We start from the raw sequence: 19,523 nt of genomic DNA, 5'->3' as shown, positions 1-19,523 counted from the left end.
CTCGTCGTCATCAAGGATCTCGATCACGCCGACCGCGAGCTCCGGATCCGCGACAACCGCATCCAGGATTCGCAGCAGTCGACGGCCGAAGGACTCCGCCGTCGACTTGTCGAAAAGGGCGGTGGCATAGGTGAAGTCGGCGAGGATGCCCGCCGCGGAGCCGTCTGCCCCGTGGCTCTCCCGCACACTTAGCTGAAGTTCGAACTTCGAGACGTGCAGCGGGGTCTCGAGCACGGAGAGCTCGAGACCGGGGAGCGCGAACGTCGCGTCCTCGTTGTTGTCGAAGGACAGCGCCACCTGGAACAGCGGCTGGTGCGCCGTGGACCGCTGGACGTCGAGCACCTCGACCAGTCGCTCGAACGGCACGTCAGAGTTGCTAAACGCGTCGACATCCGTGTCCCGGACCTGCGCCAGCAGTTCCGTGAAGGACTCGTCGGGGTCGATCTGTGTGCGCAGCACCAGCGTGTTGACGAACATGCCGACGAGGTCGTCGAGCGCCTCGCTGCCACGGCCCGCCACGGGGGTGCCGATGGCGATGTCCTCCTGCGCGCTGAGGCGCTCGAGCAGCACCGCCAGCGCCGCGTGGAGCACCATGAACATGCTCACGTCGCGGCTCTGGGCCAGCTCCTCGAGGCCCCGGTGGGTCTGCGCCGGCACAGTAAACTGGAGCGAGTCTCCGGCGAAGGACTGCTGCGCCTGCCGTGGCCGGTCGGTGGGCAATTCCAACAGGTCCGGCATGCCGGTGAGGTTCTGGCGCCAGTGCTCGATCTGGCGGCCGACGAGGGACTCCGGGTCCGTCTCGTCGCCGAGGATCTCTCGCTGCCAGATCGCGTAGTCCGCGTACTGCACCGCGAGCGGCTCCCACTGGGGAGCCAAGCCAGCCGCCCGGGCCACATAGGCGGTGACGACATCCCGGAACAGCGGCGCCATCGACGCCCCGTCCGCCGAGATGTGGTGGACCACCATGATCAGGACGTGGTCGTCGGGCGCGACCTCGAACAGCGCGACCCGCACCGGCACCTCGACGCTGACGTCGAAGCCGGTGGTCGCCAGCTCGGCCAGCCGCGCGGCCAGCTCCGTCTCGTCCGCGACCGTGGCCTGCTCGTAGGCGGTGACGCTGGCCTCGACCGGGAGGATCACCTGGCTGGGGCCGGCATCCGAGTCCGGGAACACAGTCCGCAGCGACTCGTGTCGGCCCGTGACATCAGCGACCGCGGCGCGGATGGCGTCGGGGTCGATGTCCCCCTTGAGCCGCACCGCCATCGGCATGTTGTACGCCGCGGAGCCAGTGTCGAACTGGTTGACGAACCACATGCGCCGCTGCGCCAGCGACAGCGGGATCCGCTCCGGCCGCTCCTGCGGCGCGAGCGGACGGCGCTCGGCTCCCGCAGTGGGCCCGGCCGCCTCGACGAGAGCGGCGAGGTCGAGAGCCGTCGGCGCGTCGAAGAAGTTCCGCACGGTCAGGCCCGCGCCGAGCGCATCGTTGATCCGAGCTACCGCCCGCGTGCTGGACAGCGAGTTCCCGCCCAGTTCGAAGAAGGACTCGTCGACGCCGACCAACTCGATGCCGACCAGCGCCGCGAAGATCTCCGCGATCACGCGCTGCGTCTCGTTCTCCGGCGCGCGGTAGTCACGCTCCACCACCGACAGGTCCGGCTCCGGCAGCGCCTTGCGGTCCAGCTTGCCGTTGGCGTTGAGCGGCATCTCCGCCAGCGCCATGACGACGTCGGGGACCATGTAGTCCGGCAGCTCCACTCCGCATGCGGCGAGCAGCGCCTCGGCGTCGAACACCGTTCCCGCGCTGGGGACGACGTATCCCACGATGCGCTGGCCCATGGGCCCCTCGTGCACCGTCACCACCGCCTGCGAGACAGACTCCTGGCCCAGCAGGACCGACTCGATCTCGCCGAGCTCGATCCGCAGGCCGCGGACCTTCACCTGGAAGTCGGTGCGGCCCAAGAACTCCAGCTCATCGTGGTTGTTCCAGCGGACCAGGTCGCCGGTGCGGTACATCCGATCACCGGATGTCCCGAACGGGTCGGCCACGAACCGCTCCGAGGTCAGGTCCGCACGGCCCATATAGCCGCGCGCGAGCTGCACGCCCGAGAGATACAGCTCTCCCGCGACGCCCTTTGGCACGATTTTCATCCGCGGGTCCAGCACATAGCCGCCGGAGTTGAGCAGCGGCACGCCGATCGGCACGATCGCCCCGAAGGGCTTGTCCAGCTCGGAGTAGGTCGCCGTGACCGTGAACTCCGTCGGCCCGTAGGTGTTGGCGAGGGTCGAGTCGCTGATCTCCCGGAACCGGGTTACCAGCTCCGAGGGCAGCGCCTCGCCGCCGGCCACCACGTACCGCACGGAGGACAGCACATCCCCGTACTCCCCGGACATGAACAGGTCCAGCATCGACGGGACGAACTCCACCACGGAGATCTGCTCGCGGCGGATCAGCTCGGACAGGTAGTCCGGCTCGCGGTGCCCGCCGGGCCGGGCGATCACGATCCGCGCGCCGACCATCAGCGGCGCGACGGACTCCCACATGGCCACGTCGAACGTGTACGGGGCCTTCTGCACGATGCGGTCGTCGGCGGTCAACCTGTACTGGTCGATGGTCCACTGCATCTGGTTGTCAAAACCGTCGTACGTGCACACGACGCCCTTCGGCCGGCCCGTGGAGCCCGACGTGAAGATCGCGTAGCACTCGTGCGCGCCCAGCAGCGGGCGCACGCGCTCCGCGTCGGTCACGGGCGACGGGTCCCCAGCCGCCAAATCCAGGGTGTCGAGGTCCACCACGTCGAGGTCCGCGGGGAATGCCAGGTTCTCGGAGCGCCTCGTCAACACGCACACCGGCTCCGCGATCTCCAGGACATACGCCGTGCGATCGGCCGGGTGCTCGGGGTCGAGCGGCACATAGACCGCGCCAGCCTTGAACACCGCGTACATCGCGACCATGGCATCGAAGGAGCGGCTGATGCCGACGCCAACCCTGGTCTCCGGGCCCGCTCCCCTGCCAATCAGCAGGCGTGCCAGGCGGTTCGACCGCTCGTCGAACTCGCGGTAGGTCAGCGTCTCGCCCTCGAACACGAGAGCCGTCGCGTCCGGGGTCCGCGCAACCTGGGCGGCGAACCTGCCCAGCGCCGGCGGGATCTCCGCCTCGGCGGAGGTCTCCGCGACGACCGCGGCAAGCTCCGCGGCGAACGTGGTGGCGAACTGCTCGCCAGCCTCACCGTCGAGCAGCCCCGGCACCAGTGTCGACAGCGCGACGGTGACCGCCGCCTCCGCGCCGACGCCCATGGCCGCCAGGCTCTTCGCCAGCTCCGTGGACTTCTCGTGCAGCTGGCGGTAGGTGACTGTGACGTCCCCTCGCGCCACCGCGATGCCGTCCGGCCGCAGGGCTGCGGCCTGGTCGAGTAGCTCGGGCAACGGCCGGGAGTGCAGGCTCTCCGCAACCGGTTGGCTGGCCAGCGAGGGGGCGGCCGCCGACTGCCCCTGCGTGGACTTCTCGTCGTCGGTGAGGATGTCGATATCGCCGACCACGACGTCAGCATCCGCGACGCCTGCCGCCAGCACCAGGGTGAACCGCTCGGCCAGCCGCGCGACGGTGTCGCGGTCGAAGATATCGGTGGCGAACTCCAGGTACCCGCTCATGCCGGACCGGACGCCGTCGGCGTCGAAGTTCTCCACCAGCGTCAGCGCGAGGTCAGACTGAGCTGTCGTCACCTCCGGGTCCAGCGGGCTCACCGTCAGCCCCGCCAGCTCGACGGTGGGCCGCTCGAGATTCTGGAAGCTCAGCATGACCTGCGCCAGTGGCGAGTAGGCCGACGAACGTGTCGGCCGCAGCTCGTCGACGAGCTGCTCGAACGGCACGTCGACGTTGTCAAAGCCTGCGAGATCGCTGTCACGCACCGCGGACACGATCTGGGCGAAGGTGGCGTCCGGCTGGACGTCCGTGCGCATCACCATGGTGTTGACGAACATGCCGACGAGGTCGTCAAGGGCCTCGTCACCACGCCCGGCGACGGGGGTGCTGATCGCGATGTCGCTCGCCCCGCTGAGCCGGGCCAGCAGCACTGACAACGCCGCATGGGCGAGCATGAACTCCGATGCGCTGATGCCCTGTGCAAGCGCCGCCATCGCCCCGTGGAGATCGGCGTCGATCTCGAACTCGACGACGGAGCCGGCGGCGGACCGCTCGGGGCCGCGCGGGCGGTCCAGCGGCAGCTCCAACACGTCGGGCAGGCCGGCCAGCGCCTCGCGCCAGTAGCCGAGTTGGTGGGAGAACCGCGATTGCTCGTCATCCGCCGAGCCGAGCAGGTCGCGCTGCCAGATCGCGAAGTCCGCGTACTGCACCGGGAGCGGCTGCCAGGCCGGGGCCTGGCCCGCCGCCCGGGAGGCGTAGGCCAGCATCAGGTCTCGTCCCAGCGGGGCGAGGGACGAGCCGTCGGCCGTGATGTGGTGCACCACGAGCAGCAGCACGTGCTCCGCCGGGGCCGACTGGAAGATCGCGGCCCGCACCGCGGGCTCCGCGGTCAGGTCGAAGCCGCGTGAGCCGAACGCCAGCATCTGACGATTCAGATCCTCCTCGCCCGAGACCGGGACGAGCTCCACTGTCGCGTCGACCTCGCCCGGGGCGAGGATGCGCTGGGCCGGCCCGTCCACGGAGTCGGGGTACACCGTGCGCAGCGACTCGTGCCGCGCGAGCACATCGTGCATCGCCGCACGCAGCGCGCTCAGATCTAGCGCGCCCGAGAGCCGTAGCGCCAACGGGATGTTGTAGGTGGCGGAATCCGGCTCGAGGCGGTTGATGAACCACATGCGTTGCTGCGCCAGCGCGAGCGGGATCCGCTCGGGGCGCTCCTGCGGCACCAGCGCCGGGCGGGCCGCTCCCGCCCCGACCAGTGGCGCCAGCCGCAGGGCCAGCTCCTCGACCGTGGGCGCCTCGAACAGCACGCGGACCTTCGCGTCTGCGCCGGTCGCGGCGTTGATCCGGCTGATGCCCTTCGTGGCGATCAGCGAGTTGCCGCCGAGGGCGAAGAACGAGTCGTCCAGGCCAACCTGCTCCACGCCCAGCACCGCGGCGAACTCTGCGGCGATCGTCTTCTCCAGCGTGGTGACCGGCGCGCGGAACTCCCCGGTGCGCGCCGAGTAGTCGGGCTCCGGCAGCGCGCGGCGGTCGAGCTTGCCAACCGGCGTCAGCGGCACCTCGCCCAGGACGACGAAGTACGACGGCACCATGTACCCGGGCAGGAACTCGCCGACGTGCCGGGCGATCTGCGCGGTGTCGATTGTCCCGGAGCCCTCGGCGCCGTCCGCTGGCAGCAGGTATGCGACGAGCACCTTCTCGCCGGATGGCGCGGTGAGCGCCTCCGTGGCGGCGAACTCGATCGACCGATGGTCCCGCAGGACGTTGTCGATCTCACCGAGCTCGATGCGGAAGCCGCGGACCTTCACCTGGAAGTCGCTGCGGCCGACGTACTCGAGCTCGTCGCCATGGGTCCACCGCACGACGTCGCCGGTGCGGTACATCCGTGCGCCGGGCTCGCCGAACGGGTTGGCAACGAACTTGTCCGAGGTGAGCCCCGGGTTCCCATGGTAGCCGCGGGTGACGCCGCCACCCGACAGATACAGGTCTCCCGCGACGCCGCGCGGGACGGGCTGCAGGCGGCCGTCGAGGACCACCGCGGACATGCCGCCGATCGGGCCGCCCATTGTCAGCGGGCCGCCGACCTGCAGCGGCGCGCCGATGCTGGTGATGATCGTCGTCTCGGTCGGGCCGTAGCAGTTGTGCAGCCGGCGCCCGGGCGCCCACTTCTGCACCAGCTCCTGGCCCCACGCCTCGCCGCCGACGGCGATCGACTCGAGGCTCTCCAGCCCCGAGGGATCGACCGAGTTCAGCGCGGCCGGGGTGATGAAGGCGTGCGTGACGGCCCGCTCGCGCAGGAAGCTCGCGAGGTCGGGTCCGCCGTAGAGCTCCGCCGGGGCGATCTGCATGGCCGCGCCGGCAGAGACCGCCAGCAGCAGCTCCAGGACGGACGCGTCGAAGCTCGGCGACGCGAAGTGCAGCGTCCGCGAGTCCTTGGTGATGCCGTAGTCCCGGCGCTGGGCCGCGGCGACGTTCGCCAGCCCGCCGTGCGTCGCGACGACGCCCTTCGGCTTGCCGGTGGTGCCCGAGGTGTAGATGACGTAGGCGGCGTTCGCCGGTGTCACCGCGCCGCGCCGCTCCGTGTCCGTAATCGGGGCGGCCGACTTGCCCGCGCACAGTGCCACGCATTCCGGCCCGTCCAGCACCAGCCAGTCGACGCCCTGTGGCAGCCTGTCGGCCTCGCCCGAGACGGTCAGCCCGAGTCCCGCGCCGGAGTCGGCAAGCATGTGCTCGACGCGGTCCGCGGGGTAGTTCGGGTCCACCGGCACAAACGCGGCGCCGGTCTTGGCGACCGCCCACACGCCCAGCACGGACTCGATAGAGCGGGTCATCCCGAGCGCCACGAAGGTCTCCGGCCCGGCGCCACGGTCGATGAGGACTCGGGCCAGGGCGTTGGAGCGCTCGTCCAGCTCGGTGTAGGTGAGCTCTCGGCCGCCGCCGGCCACCGCCACGCCGGCCGGGTTCTGGGCCACCGCGGCGCGCAGGATCTCCGCCAGGACGACGGGGCTCTGGCCGCCGGCGCCGCGGGCGGGGACGAGGCTCGCACGCTCAGACTCGTCGAACAGGTCGATCTGGCCGACGGCCACCGAGGCGTCCGAGACCGCGCTCGCGAGCACCCGCTGGTATCGGTCCGCGAGCGCCGTGACGGTCGGCTCGTCGAAGATGTCCGTCGCGTAGCCGATCAGCACGCCGAGGCCCTCGGGGGCGCCGGTGTCGGAACGTCGCTCGGACAGGTCGACGGTGAGGTCGAACTTGGCCACGCCGACGTCGATCGCCGCCGGGGCCACAGTCAGCCCGTCGATCTCGATCGCCGAGACCTCCTCGAGCTGGTGCGTCATGATGACCTGGACCAGCGGCGAATACGACGTTGACCGCTCTGGGTCCAGCGCCTCGACCAGCCGCTCGAATGGGACGTCCGAGTTGCTGAACGCGGCCAGGTCGGTCTCACGCACCTGGCTGAGCAGGTCCGCGAAGCTCATCTCCGGGGCGACGCGGCTGCGCAGCACCAGGGTGTTGACGAACATGCCGACCAGGTCCTCGAGGGCCTGCTCGCCGCGCCCGGCGACCGCCACCCCGAGCACCACGTCGTCGGTGCCCGAGACCCGGGCGAGCAGCGCCGCCAGCGCCGCCTGCAGCGCCATGAACACCGACACGTTATTCGCCTGGGCCAGCTCGACCACTGCGGCGTGCGTCTGCGCGTCCAGGTCGAAGCGGACCGACGCGCCCCGCATCGCCCGGGTCCGCGGCCGCGGGCGGTCCATCGGGAGCGCGAGCGGCTCGGAGACCCCCTCGAGAGTCTGCTTCCAGTACTCGATCTGCTTGGCGCCCAACGAGTCTGGGTCATCTTCCACGCCCAAGACGTCCCGCTGCCACAGCGCGTAGTCCGCGTACTGGACCTCAAGCGGCGCCCACTGCGGGGACGCCCCGCGCTTGCGAGCGGTGTACGCGGTCATCACGTCTCGGGCCAGCGGCATCGCGGAGCCGCCGTCCGCGACAATGTGGTGCAGCACCAGTACCAGCATGTGGTCGGTGGGGCTCAGGCGCAGCAGGCGCGCGCGGACCGGGACCGCGGTCGTGACGTCGAAGCCACGGCCACCGATCTCCAACAGCGTGTCGGTGAGGTCGGACTCGTCCACCGAGACCGGAGTAAGGCCCAGGTCGATATCCTCGATCGGCACGATCACCTGTGTGCCGCCCGCCGTGCCGTTCAGCGACACGGGGAACACCGTGCGCAGCGACTCCTGCCGGGCCACGACATCGGTCAGCGCCGCAGCCATCGCGTCCGAGTCCAAGTCGCCGGCGAAGCGCACCGCCAGCGGGATGTTGTACGCGGGTGACTCCGGGTCATAGCGGTTGAGCAGCCACATCCGCTGCTGCGCGAGCGAGAGCGGGAGCGGCTCTGGGCGCGGCGAGACCGCTGCCAGCGCCGGGCGGGCGATGACACTTGCCACCGCGTCGCCGCGCGAGAAAGCCGCAAGCTCCGCCACGGACGGCGCCTCGAATAGATCCCGCAAGCTGATCTCAACGCCGAGCGCCGCACTGGCCCGCGCCGCGACCCTGGCCGCGCTGAGCGAGTTTCCGCCCAGATCGAAGAACGAGGTGGTGACGCCGATCCGGTCGACGCCGAGCACGTCGGCGAAGATCTCCACCAGCAGGCGCTCGCGCTCGTCACGCGGGGCCACATACTCCTCGGCGCGCGCCGTGAACTCAGGCGCGGGCAGGGTGTTGCGATTGATCTTGCCGCTCGTGGTCAACGGCATCTCGTCGAGGACCATCAATAGGTCAGGGACCATGTGCGACGGCAGCGTCTCCGCCAGCGCGGCGAGCACATCGTCGGTGCTCAGCGCAGCGCCGGCCACTGTGGTGATGTACGCGACCAGGTGCTGGCCCGCCTCGTCCTCGTGCAGCACGACGACCGCCTGCAACACGTCGCACGTGGACGTGAGCGCCGACTCGATCTCACCGAGCTCGATGCGCATGCCGCGGATCTTCACCTGGAAATCCGAGCGGCCGACGAACACCAGCTCACCGTCGGACCGTTCCCGGACCAGGTCGCCGGTGGCATACATGCGTGCACCCGCGGGCCCAAACGGGTCCGCCACGAAGCTGGCGGCTGTGAGCCCCGCCATGCCACCGTAGCCACGGCCCACGACGATCCCGCCGATATACAGCTCACCCGTCACACCGACGGGGACAGGCCGAAGACGCGAGTCCAAGACGTGATAGTCGACGCCCTCGAAGGCCGCGCCGATGGGAACCGGGCCGTCGGAGGAATGTCCGTCCGAGGAGAGTGCGACCTCAAACTCCGAGGTCGTGTCCGAGCACTCCGTGGGACCGTAGGTGTTGAGCAGCCGCGTCTGCGTGCCGATCAGCGGCGCGCACGTCGCATCCTGGATTTGCTCGCCCCCGAGCACGACCCACTCGAGGTTGGGGATGACGCGGTCCTGGTCGAGGTCAGCGAGCACCTCGAACACGCTGGGTGCCATGTTCGCGATCGCGACCTCGCCCGTGCCGATGATCCCGAGGATCGAGTTCGGCTCGAAGCCGCTCTCCGCGAGGTGCAGGACGCCGCCGTAGGACAGCGTCGTCCAGATGTTCTTCTGCGTCTGGTCGAACAGCGGCGAGTTCGCGACGAGCACGCCGGTGCCCGCCTCGAACGCGAGCGAGCGCCGGTACCACTGGAAGGTGTTGGACACGCCGCGCATTGGCACCATGGTCGGCTTCGGCTTGCCCGTCGAGCCGGACGTGGTGATGACATAGGCAAGCCGGTCCCCAGCCGACGGCGCCGTCCACTGCTCCGGCAGATCTGTCGCGTCGTGCGCGGCCAGCAGCTCGCGAGTCGCCGCCGCGTCCAGGTTGAGCACCTCAAACGGGGCCGCTGCCGCCGCGGCCCAGACGCGGTTGGCGACCACGACGGCCGCGGACAGCGTCTCCACCAGATCGACGATCCGCTCCAGCGGCCAGTCCGGGTCGATCGGACAGTACGCCGCGCCGGCCTTCCACGCGGCGAGCATGCCCACCACCCAGTCGACCCCGCGCGGCACCACTAGCGCGACGACCGAGTCCGGTCCCGCCCCGCGCTCCCGCAGCTCGCGCGCGAGTTGGTTCGCGCGGGCGTTCAGCTCGCGTCGGCCCAGCCGGACGCCGTCGGCGACGACCACTTCCCGCTCGGGCCCGTCCGCGACCTGGCCCTGCCACAGCGCCACGGCGCTCGCCAGCGGCCAACCGTCTGCCGGCGCGGCGTCATCAGACGAGGCCGCCTCGGCCACCGGTGCCACGGGCACGACGATCTCGATGTCCCCGACCAGCGCGTGTGCGTCGGCGATGACCTGGTCCAGGATCGCGCCGAAGCCGTCGGAGCCGTCGGCCGACGGCGGCGCCATCATGATGGTCGGCACCAGGCCGGACAGCACCACGGAGACGATTGCCTGGTCGTCCATGCCGCGCTCGGAAAGCGAGCTGTGCAGCATTCGCAGCCGCTCGTCGAATTCCCGATAGGTCACCTGCATTCCGTCATGTGAGACGGCCACCGCATCGGGATCCGACTCCGCCGCCGCGGCCAATAGCTGCGGCAGTTCTCGCACGGTCATCACTCGCTGGCGACGGGCAGGGGTCAAAGCGCCTCTTTCTGCTTCAGAGCGAATCTCGATATCGCCGACGACGACATCCGGGTCCGCGCAAATCTCATCGATGATCAGGAGGTACCGCTCGACGAGTCGCTCGGCGCTCGCCCGATCGAAGATGTCGGCCGTGTAGCTGAGCGTGCCGGCAAGCTCCTCCGGATCGCCGTGGCCCGGCAACTGCTCGCTGAGGGTGAAGGTCAGGTCGAACTTCGACGCCTCCACCATGTCGGTCAACACATTGACCGTTAGCCCCGGCAGTTCCAGCGTTGCCTGCTGGTTGTTCTGGAATGCCAACATGACCTGGAACAGCGGCGAGTGCGACGTGGCGCGGGGCACCCGCAGCTCCTGCACCAGCGTCTCGAACGGCACATCCGCGTTGCCAAAGGCCGCCAGGTCTGCTTCCCGCACCGTGGACAGCAACTCGTTGAACGTGGCGTTGGCGTCGACGCCGGTGCGCAGCGCGAGGGTGTTGACGAGCATGCCGACCAGATCGTCGAGCGCGCGTTCGCCACGGCCGAAAGTCGGGGTGCCGACCACGATGTCGTCGTCGCCGCTGAGGCGGGACAGCAGCACGGCGAGGGCCGCGTGGACCACCATGAATAGTGAACCGTCGTGCTTGCGGGCCAGCGCCGAGAGCGTCTCATGCTGCCTGGCGTTGAGGATGAACGGCACATGGCCACCCGCGCGCGAGCGGCGCTCAGGGCGGGGCCGGTCCGTCGGCAGGCCCAGCAGCGCCGGCGCCCCCGCGAGGGTCTTCGACCAGTGCGCAAGCTGCTTCCCGGCCACCGATGCCGAATCCGCGGGGCTACCGAGGAAGTCCTGCTGCCATAGGGCGAAGTCCGCGTATTGCACCTCGAGGGGCTGCCAGTTGGGCGCGGAGCCCGTGGACCGCGCGATGTACGCCGCCATCACATCGCGGACCAGCGGTAGCAGCGAGGCGCCGTCGGCCGCGATGTGGTGCACCACCATCACCAGTACGAACTGGTCACCGTCAACCTCATCATTCACGAACCGATGGAGCCTAATCCGGACCGGCGGGGCGGTGGTGACGTCGAAGCCCTCGGAGGCGAACTCCTCGAGGACGCGCAGGATCTCGTCTGCCGCCACGTCCACTGGCGTCAGATCCCAGTCGACGTTGGCCGCCGGCACGATCTGTTGGAACGGTCCGTTGGCGGAGTCGGGGAACACCGTCCGCAGCGACTCATGCCGCTCCAGCACATCCTCCACGGCGCTAGACATCGCCGCGATGTCCAATTCGCCGGTCAGGTGCACGGCAAGTGGGATGTTGTACGCCGCCGAGTCGACGTCGAAGCGGTTGGCCAGCCACATGCTCTGCTGTGCCAGCGATAGCGGCAGCACCGTGGGGCGCGGACGGGCGACCAGCGCTGGTCGCGCCCCGCCCGCCGCGAAAGTCGCGACGCGGGCGGCGAGCTTGCGCACCGTGGGCGCCTCGAATAGGTCGCGGACCGTGATCGCGGACTTCAGCGCGGAGTTGATCCGGACGACGACTTTCGTGGCGACGAGGGAATCGCCGCCGAGGTCGAAGAAGCTGTCAGTGACACCGACCCGAGCAATCGCGAGGACCTCGGCGAACACATCGGCGATAATCTCCTCTACGGAGGAGTCCGGCGCCACGAACGTGGTGTGGCCCGACGAGAACACAGGATCAGGCAGCGCGCGGCGGTCAAGCTTGCCGACGGGGGTGAGCGGTACCGCGTTCACCAGCATGATCGACGCGGGCACCATGTACGCGGCCAGCGACTCGCCGACGAACGCCTTAAGCTCCGTGGCGTCCACAGATCGGCCCGGGACAGCCCGCACGTACGCCACCAGTTGGGTCTGGCCGTCGTGGCCCTCGTGGCCGATCGTGGCCGCGAAGTCGACAGCGGGGTGCGCCGTGAGCGCCGCGTCGATCTCGCCGAGCTCGATGCGGAAGCCTCGGACCTTGACCTGCGAATCCGACCGGCCCAGATACTCGAGTGTGAGGTCCTCGTTCCAGCGCACCAGGTCGCCAGTTCGGTACATCCGGTCGCCGGGCTCGCCGTACGGGTTCGCGACGAACCGCTCCGCGTTGAGCTCGGGACGGTCGTGGTAGCCACGGGCAAGCCCGGCACCGGCCGCGTAGAGCTCGCCGACCCCCCCGACCGGCACCACGCGCAGGCGCTCATCGAGCACGATGAGCTCTGCGCCGCGCACCGGGCCGCCGATGCTGATCGGCTGGCCCGCCGTCATCGGGTCGCTGATGGCGATCATGATCGTGGTCTCTGTCGGCCCGTAGCCGTTGTACAGGTTGCGGCCGGGAGCCCAGCGGTTCGCGATCTCCGCGGGCACCGCCTCGCCGCCGACCACGAGGTGCTGGAGGACGTCGAGCCCGGCGGGCTCGACCGAGGCCAGAGCCGACGGCGTGATGAAGGCGTGCGTGACGCCCTCCTCGAGGATCAGCTCGTGCAGTTCCTCGCCGCCGTAGACGGTCGGGGGGCTGATGACCAGCGTCGCACCGCTGCCGAACGCCATCGTGTACTCCAGCACCGACGCGTCGAAACTCGGCGACGCCACGTGCAGCACGTGCGAGTCCGCGGTGATGCCGTAGCGCTCGCGCTGCTCGATGGCAAAGTTCGCCAGGCCGGTGCGGGTGACCACGACGCCCTTCGGGGCGCCCGTGGACCCCGATGTGTAGATCACGTAAGCGGCGCTGTCCACACGGGTGCGGCCCAACCGCTCCGCCGCGGCGACGGGGGTGTCCGCATGCCCGGCCAGCTCGGTCGCCAGCTCGAACCCGTCGACGATCAGCCAGTGGGTGCCCTCGTCGGGCAGCAGCCGCCGCTCGACGCCGACAGTCAAGCCAAGCGCGGCTCCGGAGTCCGTGAGCATGTGCGCGACGCGGTCCGCGGGATAGTTCGGGTCGACGGGCACGAACGCACCGCCGGCCTTGAGCACTGCCCACATCCCGACAACGGAGTGGATGGAGCGCGTCATGCCCAGCGCCACAAATGTCTCGGGGCCGACACCACGCGAGATCAGCAGCCGGGCGAGACGGTTGGAGCACGCGTCGAGCTCGGCGTAGGTGAGCTTCTCGCCCGCGAAAGAGACAGCTGTCCCCTGCGGATTCCGGGCGGCCATCGCGGCGAAGAACTCCAAGTCGTGGACCTCAGCCGGCAGACCGCGGACGGGAGCCAGCCGCGCCACGTCCTCCGCGCTCAGGATCTCCAACTCCCCGATGGGCGCCTTCGAGTTCTTCACCACAGACTCGATGATTCGGACCATCTGGGCGGCAAGGTTCTCCACCTCGGCCCGTTCAATGATCGCGGGCAGATACTTCAACTTGAAGTGCAGCGTCGGGTCCTGCAGCGCCACCAACGTCAGCGGATAGTGGGACGCGTCATGCACGCGGACATCATCGAGGTGCATTCCGGCGATATCGGTGTCCGCGGTCAGCCCGCCGCGGTCAATGGGGTAGGACTCGAACACGGTAAGGGTGTCAAACAGCTGCCCCAGACCCAGCTCGCGCTGGATGTCCACCAGTCCGACCTGGTGGTGGTCGAGCAGATCAGCCTGTTCGATCTGGACCCGGCTGAGCAGGTCTGCGAACGTCTCGTCCTCATCGAGCCGCACCCGCACCGGCACGGTGTTGATGAACAGCCCGAGCATCGACTCAATCCCGTTCAGCGCCGGCGGGCGGCCTGACACCGTCGCGCCGAACACCACGTCCGTCTGGTTGGTCTGCCTGCCCAGGAGGATGCCCCACACCGCTTGGACCGCGGTGTTCGGCGTGACGCCGAGATTGCGTGCGACCCGGATCAGACCCGATTCAACTTTCGGCGACAGTTCGAATTCGAGCTCTTCGGAGTCCGTCGCTTTGCCGGATCCCCCAGTGCTCGGGGACAGCATCGTCGGATCCTCGACACTCTGCAGCGCGGTGACCCACGCGGCCAACGACTCCGCGGAGTCCCGCGTCGAGAGCCACTTGAGGAAATCGTGGTACGGACGCACTCGAGGCAACTCGGCCGTGGCCCCGCCCGTCGCATAGAGCACCAGCAGATCACGCACGAGCAGCGGCGTCGACCAGCCGTCCAAGAGGATGTGGTGGTTGGTGACGGCCAACCGGTAGCGGTCCGCGGACACCTTCACCAGCAGGAAACGCACCAGTGGCGGCGCGGTCATGTCGAACCTGGCCTCGCGGTCGGCTAAGAGCAGGCGCTGGCACTCCTCCTCGGCGCGATCGGCGTCGAATGTCTCCCCGACGGTCAAGTCCACTGCCCGCCACGGGGCTTCTGCGGCGTCTAGGACCACCTGGACCGCCGAACCGTCCGAGCCCTGCCGGAATGCTGTGCGCAAGTTCGCGTGTCGGTCGATCAAAGCCTGGCAGGCCGCGCGCATCCGGTCCTCGTCCACGGCTCCGCGCAGCTCGAGCTCCACCTGCGCCGTGTAGATATCGACGGCTTGCTCGGCCAGCAGCGCGTGGAAGAACAGGCCCTCCTGCAGCGGAGTCAGCGACCACGCGTCCTGCATCGCCGGGTATGCGCGTTCCCAGCACTCCAGCTGTGACTGGGTAACGGAGACGAGCGGGACATCCGACGGCGTGAGCCCGCCCGAGCCCGGCCGCGCGGCATGTTCGGCGAGGGCCGCAAGGGCCTGTGCCCACAGTTGCGCAAGCTCTTCGACATCGCCCTCGTCCAGGACGCCAGTCGGGAAGTCGAAGGTCGCGGTGAGGCGTTCGCCGTCCTCGCCCTCCGAAGATATCGCGTTGATCTCCAGCGCCGTGGCGATGGTCATGTCCGGGTCCTTCGCCCCGGTCAGGTCCGCGAGCTCCTTATCCGGGACCCACCCGGCCCGGCGCACCTCTGCGGGGATCTCGCCCGCCACGACCCGCCCCAGGTAGTTGAAAACGATCTGCGGCGCGGGCAAGGCCGCGAGTTCACGCGAGGTCTCCTCATTGAGGTGCCGCAGCAGCCCGTAGCCGATGCCGCGCGATGGGACGCGGAGCAGCATCTCCTTGACCGCCTTGATGGCGGAGCCAGCGGCAGCGCCACCCGCGAACGCGTCGTCCACGTCCACGCCAGCCAGATCCAGGCGGACGGGGAACACCGTGGTGAACCAACCCACGGTCCGCGTCAGGTCCGCACCGGGGAGCAATGACTCCTCCCGCCCGTGGCCCTCCAGCGATACCAGCACCGAGGACTCGCCCACGCCCCGCGACTGGCGCCACCGCGCGACCGCCATCGCGAGCCCCGTGAGCAGGCCGTCGTTGACATTGCCGTGAAAAGCCTCCGGCACAGTGGTCAAGAGCGCCCTGGTCACCTCGGGCGTCATCTCTACCTGGACCTGGCGGACACGCTCTGCCACGTCCACGGCAGCGTCGAGAGCGCGTGTGCCGAGCATCGGATCAGGACCGTCCAGGGTCTCGCGCCAGTGCGGCAGCTCCGCCACCACCGACGGGGACTGTGCGACGTCCTTGAGCTCGGCCATCCACCTGCGCGCCGAGGTGCCGACCGGGGCGAGAGAGAGCTCCTCCCCCGCCATCAGCGTGCCCCACGCCATCGCCAGGTCCGGCAGGATGATTCGCCAAGAAACCCCGTCGACAGACAGATGGTGCGCGACGATCAGCAACCGGCCCTCACGGCCCAAAGCTGCCTGAGCTGGGTCGAAGAACAGCACAAACTGAACCATCAGGCCTGCCGCTGGGTTCAACCTCGACGAGGCGGCGCTCAGGTTCTCAGCCGCCAGTCGACGGAACTCCGCGCTGTCAAACGCGGCAGCTGTATGCACCTCGGTGACCAGCGCCGCGGGGTCTACCGAGCCAGCGGGAAGGACCTCGAGCTGGCCGCCTACCTCGGAGAGCCGCAGGGCGTCATGATGGTCGACCACAGCGGCGGCCACTGGCGCCAGCAGCGCGCTGTCGGCGCCCAGGGGCGCGGTGACCATGATGGCCTGGCTGTATCGCGATTTGCCGCCGGCCCGCTCGAAAAATGACTGCATGATCGGCGAGGGCTCCATCGCGCCCACCCCGCCGCCGGGCAGCTCGTCTGGCACCACGATGCCGCCGGCGTCGGCCAGCGTCGCGACCTGCGCGAGCTTCGCGACGGTCCGGCACTCAAACACGTCGCGGGCCTGGAACACGATGCCGGCGAGCTTCGCGCGCGAGACAAGTTGGATCGCGACGATGCTGTCACCACCGAGAGCGAAGAACGAGTCATCGACACCGATGCTCTCGATGCCGAGCAACTCCTGGAACACCGTCGTGAGAATCTCCTCGATGGGAGACTCCGCTTCCCGGAACTCAACAGTGTCGAACGAGAAATCGGGCTCCGGCAACTGGCTACGGTCGAGCTTGCCGGCCGCGCCCACAGGGAACTCATCGACGATCACGACCAGGTCCGGAACCATATAGCTGGGCAACGACGACGCGGTGCTGTTCGCAATTGCGGCGGGCTCTGCAGTGGTTCCCGCGTCCAAGGTCACGTACGCGACCAACTTGGAGCCGGTCGCGGACTCGTGCACCACAGCCACGGCCTGCCGCACCTGCTCCGCGCGCACCAGTGCCGCCTCGATCTCTCCGAGCTCAATGCGATAGCCGCGAACCTTGACCTGGAAGTCCGCGCGTCCGATGTACTCCAGCGCACCGTCTGCACGCCAGCGGACGAGGTCGCCGGTGCGATACATCCGCTCGCCCGGAGCGCCAAAGGGATTGGCGACGAAGCATTCCGCGGTCAGATCCGTGCGCCCCTCATATCCGCGGGCCAGCTGGTCGCCCGCGAGATAGAGCTCTCCCCTGACGCCGACGGACACCGGCTGCAGGCGGCTGTCCAGCACATAGGTCTTGGTGTTGGCAACTGGAGCGCCGATGGGCACGGAGCCGTGGTCGCCGGGTGCGACGGGCCAGGCGGTCGAGTGGACCGCGGCCTCCGTCGGACCGTACAAGTTGTGCAGCATGCCGTAGCCGAACCGCGCGAAACGATCGACGGTGGCCTCCTGTAGCGCCTCGCCGGCCGAGAAGACCAGCCGGAGAGAATCGCACGGCGCGGCGGGGGCGCTGCCGAGGAATGCCGCCAGCATCGACGGCACGAAGGAGATAGCGGTGACGGAGTGCGCAGCGATGGCCCGGGCGAGGTACTCAGGGTCACGGTGGCCGCCGGGCTCTGCAATCGCCAGGGCACCGCCCGTGGTCAACGGCACGAATAGCTCCCACAGTGAGACGTCGAACGTCACCGGGGTCTTCTGCAGCACGGTGTCCGCAGGTCCGAAACCGTACTCCGCGGCCAACCACTGCACTTGGTTCGAGATGGCGGCGTGCGTCACCGCCACGCCCTTGGGCTCACCCGTCGACCCGGAGGTGTAGATCAGGTAGGCGGTGTTCGCCGGACGGAGGGGGGACAGCCGGTCCGCGTCGGTGACCGGCGAACTGTCGAACGTGGAGAGGTCGATCGAGTCCAGATCGACCACATTATGTCCTGGCCAGTCACCGGGCGAGCTGTCGCGTGACCGCGTGAGGACGCACCGCGCCTGCGCCGAGTCAAGAACGTAGCGGCTCCGGTCGGCCGGATGCTCTGGATCGAGCGGAATATAGGCGCCGCCCGCCTTCAGGATCGCGTAGATGCCGACAAGCAGGTCTATCGATCGAGACAGCACAATTCCGACGCGAGCCTCGGGCCCCACGCCAACGTCACGGAGATAGCGCGCCAAGCTGTTAACCCGCTCGTCGAACTCGCGGTACGTCAGCGTCTCGTCGCCAAAACTCAGCGCCGGCGCGTCGGGTGTCGCCGCCACCTGATCGTCGAACAGCTCAACGACGGTCTTCGCCGGGAACTCGGCCGCGGACAGGTTGAACTCCGCTAGGACCGTGTCCCGCTCCACCGCCGACACCACGTCCAGGGAGGAGACCAGGGCCTGTGGGCCGGCACCGACAAACACCTCGAAGAACTCTGTGAACCGGCGATGGTGGCTGTCCAGCTCGTCGTCTGTATACCGCTCCGGGTTGGCGCTGAAGTCGATATGTGTCCTGCTCTTGCCATGACCGCTCTCATAGAGGTTCACGATCATATCGTCGACAGGACCAGATGAAAGCACGTTCAGACGGCCATTCACATCGCCAAGCTGAAGGTTTCCCAGGCCCATCATGATGTTGATCAGCGGCCCGAAGAACGCCCGCTGGCCACCCCAGCCGCCACCATCATGGCGAATGTCCTCAGCCCGATACTGCTGGTGACGCAGAGCGCCGACAAGCTGGACCTGGACGCTGTTGACCAGCGCCTCTACCGTGATGTCCGGCGCGACATCCACGCACAGCGGCACCACATTGGAGATCATCCCACCAGATCGGCGCATGCTGGCCGTAGTCCGCGCCGAAACCGGCAGGCTCAGCGAGATCTGTCGGCTTCCGCCCATCCTCGAGAGGTAGGCCGCGAAGGCCGCGATCGTGGTCGGCGCGAAGGACTGGCCAGTGTTGGCGCTGTGGTCGGACATCAGGCTGACGGCCTTATCCGACAGCGCGGCGCTCGAGACTCGGTTCAGCGCCTGGACCGGAGCCTGCCGCAATGCCAGAGTCGTCGGCTCGGGGAGATCCTTGGCGATTGCGTGCCAGTACGCGCGATCCTTCTCGAATCGTGGAGAGTTGCGATACCGCGTCTCGGAATCCGTGATATCGACGAGTCCATCGACCGACACCGGCGCCAGCGTGCGTCCCGCGAGGAGTTCCGTGTACACCGCTGCGGTGCGCGTCATCAGAGTCATCGAGCCGGTGCCGTCGAGCGCCACGTGGTGGATACGGGCGTACCAGTAGTGGCGGTCCGGACCGAGCTTGAGCATCGCGCACACGACCAGTCGGTCCACGAGCAGATCCAACGGGCGTGAGTACTCCTCACGCATCCAGTGCTGAGCCGCGGCGGAGGGGTCTTCTTCAGCAGAAAAATCCACCAGGATCAACGAATCATCGATGGAGCGGTCCACGAGCTGATACGGAGTGCCATCAACGTCGATGAGCCTCAAGTAGCCGGAGCCGAGCTCCTTGCCCACGACAATCAGGGCCTTCTCGAACAACGCCAAATCGATGTGGCCGTCGAGCTCGACATACTGCGCCATGTTGATGGGCACGCCTGGGCTCAGCTGCTGCGACAGCCACATGCCCAGTTGCGCGTTGGACAACGGGAAAGCGTTGGGCGGAACCCGCCTGGCCGAACCTTCCCGGTCTGTCGATCCGTCAGCTTGATAGCCACCCACGTTAAACTCCGATTCCCGACATCCAGGCAATGATCTCCTCGATG

1 protein-coding gene (only partly in view) is annotated in these 19,523 nt (G+C 68.7%); it reads right to left on the bottom strand.

Annotation, left to right across the window (positions count from 1 at the left end; translation table 11 throughout):
• Positions 1–19,479, bottom strand: the 5' portion of a protein-coding gene (locus TBIF_RS17960; RefSeq protein WP_235174856.1) for a non-ribosomal peptide synthase/polyketide synthase. The gene continues 14,388 nt to the left of window position 1, outside the view; the window shows 19,479 of its 33,867 coding nt (coding positions 1–19,479); it begins with the start codon at positions 19,477–19,479; the stop codon falls past the left edge of the window.
• Positions 19,480–19,523 lie beyond the last annotated feature (44 nt).

The sequence above is a fragment of the Tomitella biformata AHU 1821 genome (genome assembly GCF_000524475.1).
Lineage (GTDB): Bacteria > Actinomycetota > Actinomycetes > Mycobacteriales > Mycobacteriaceae > Tomitella > Tomitella biformata.
This window is presented reverse-complemented; position numbering and strand designations above follow the sequence as displayed.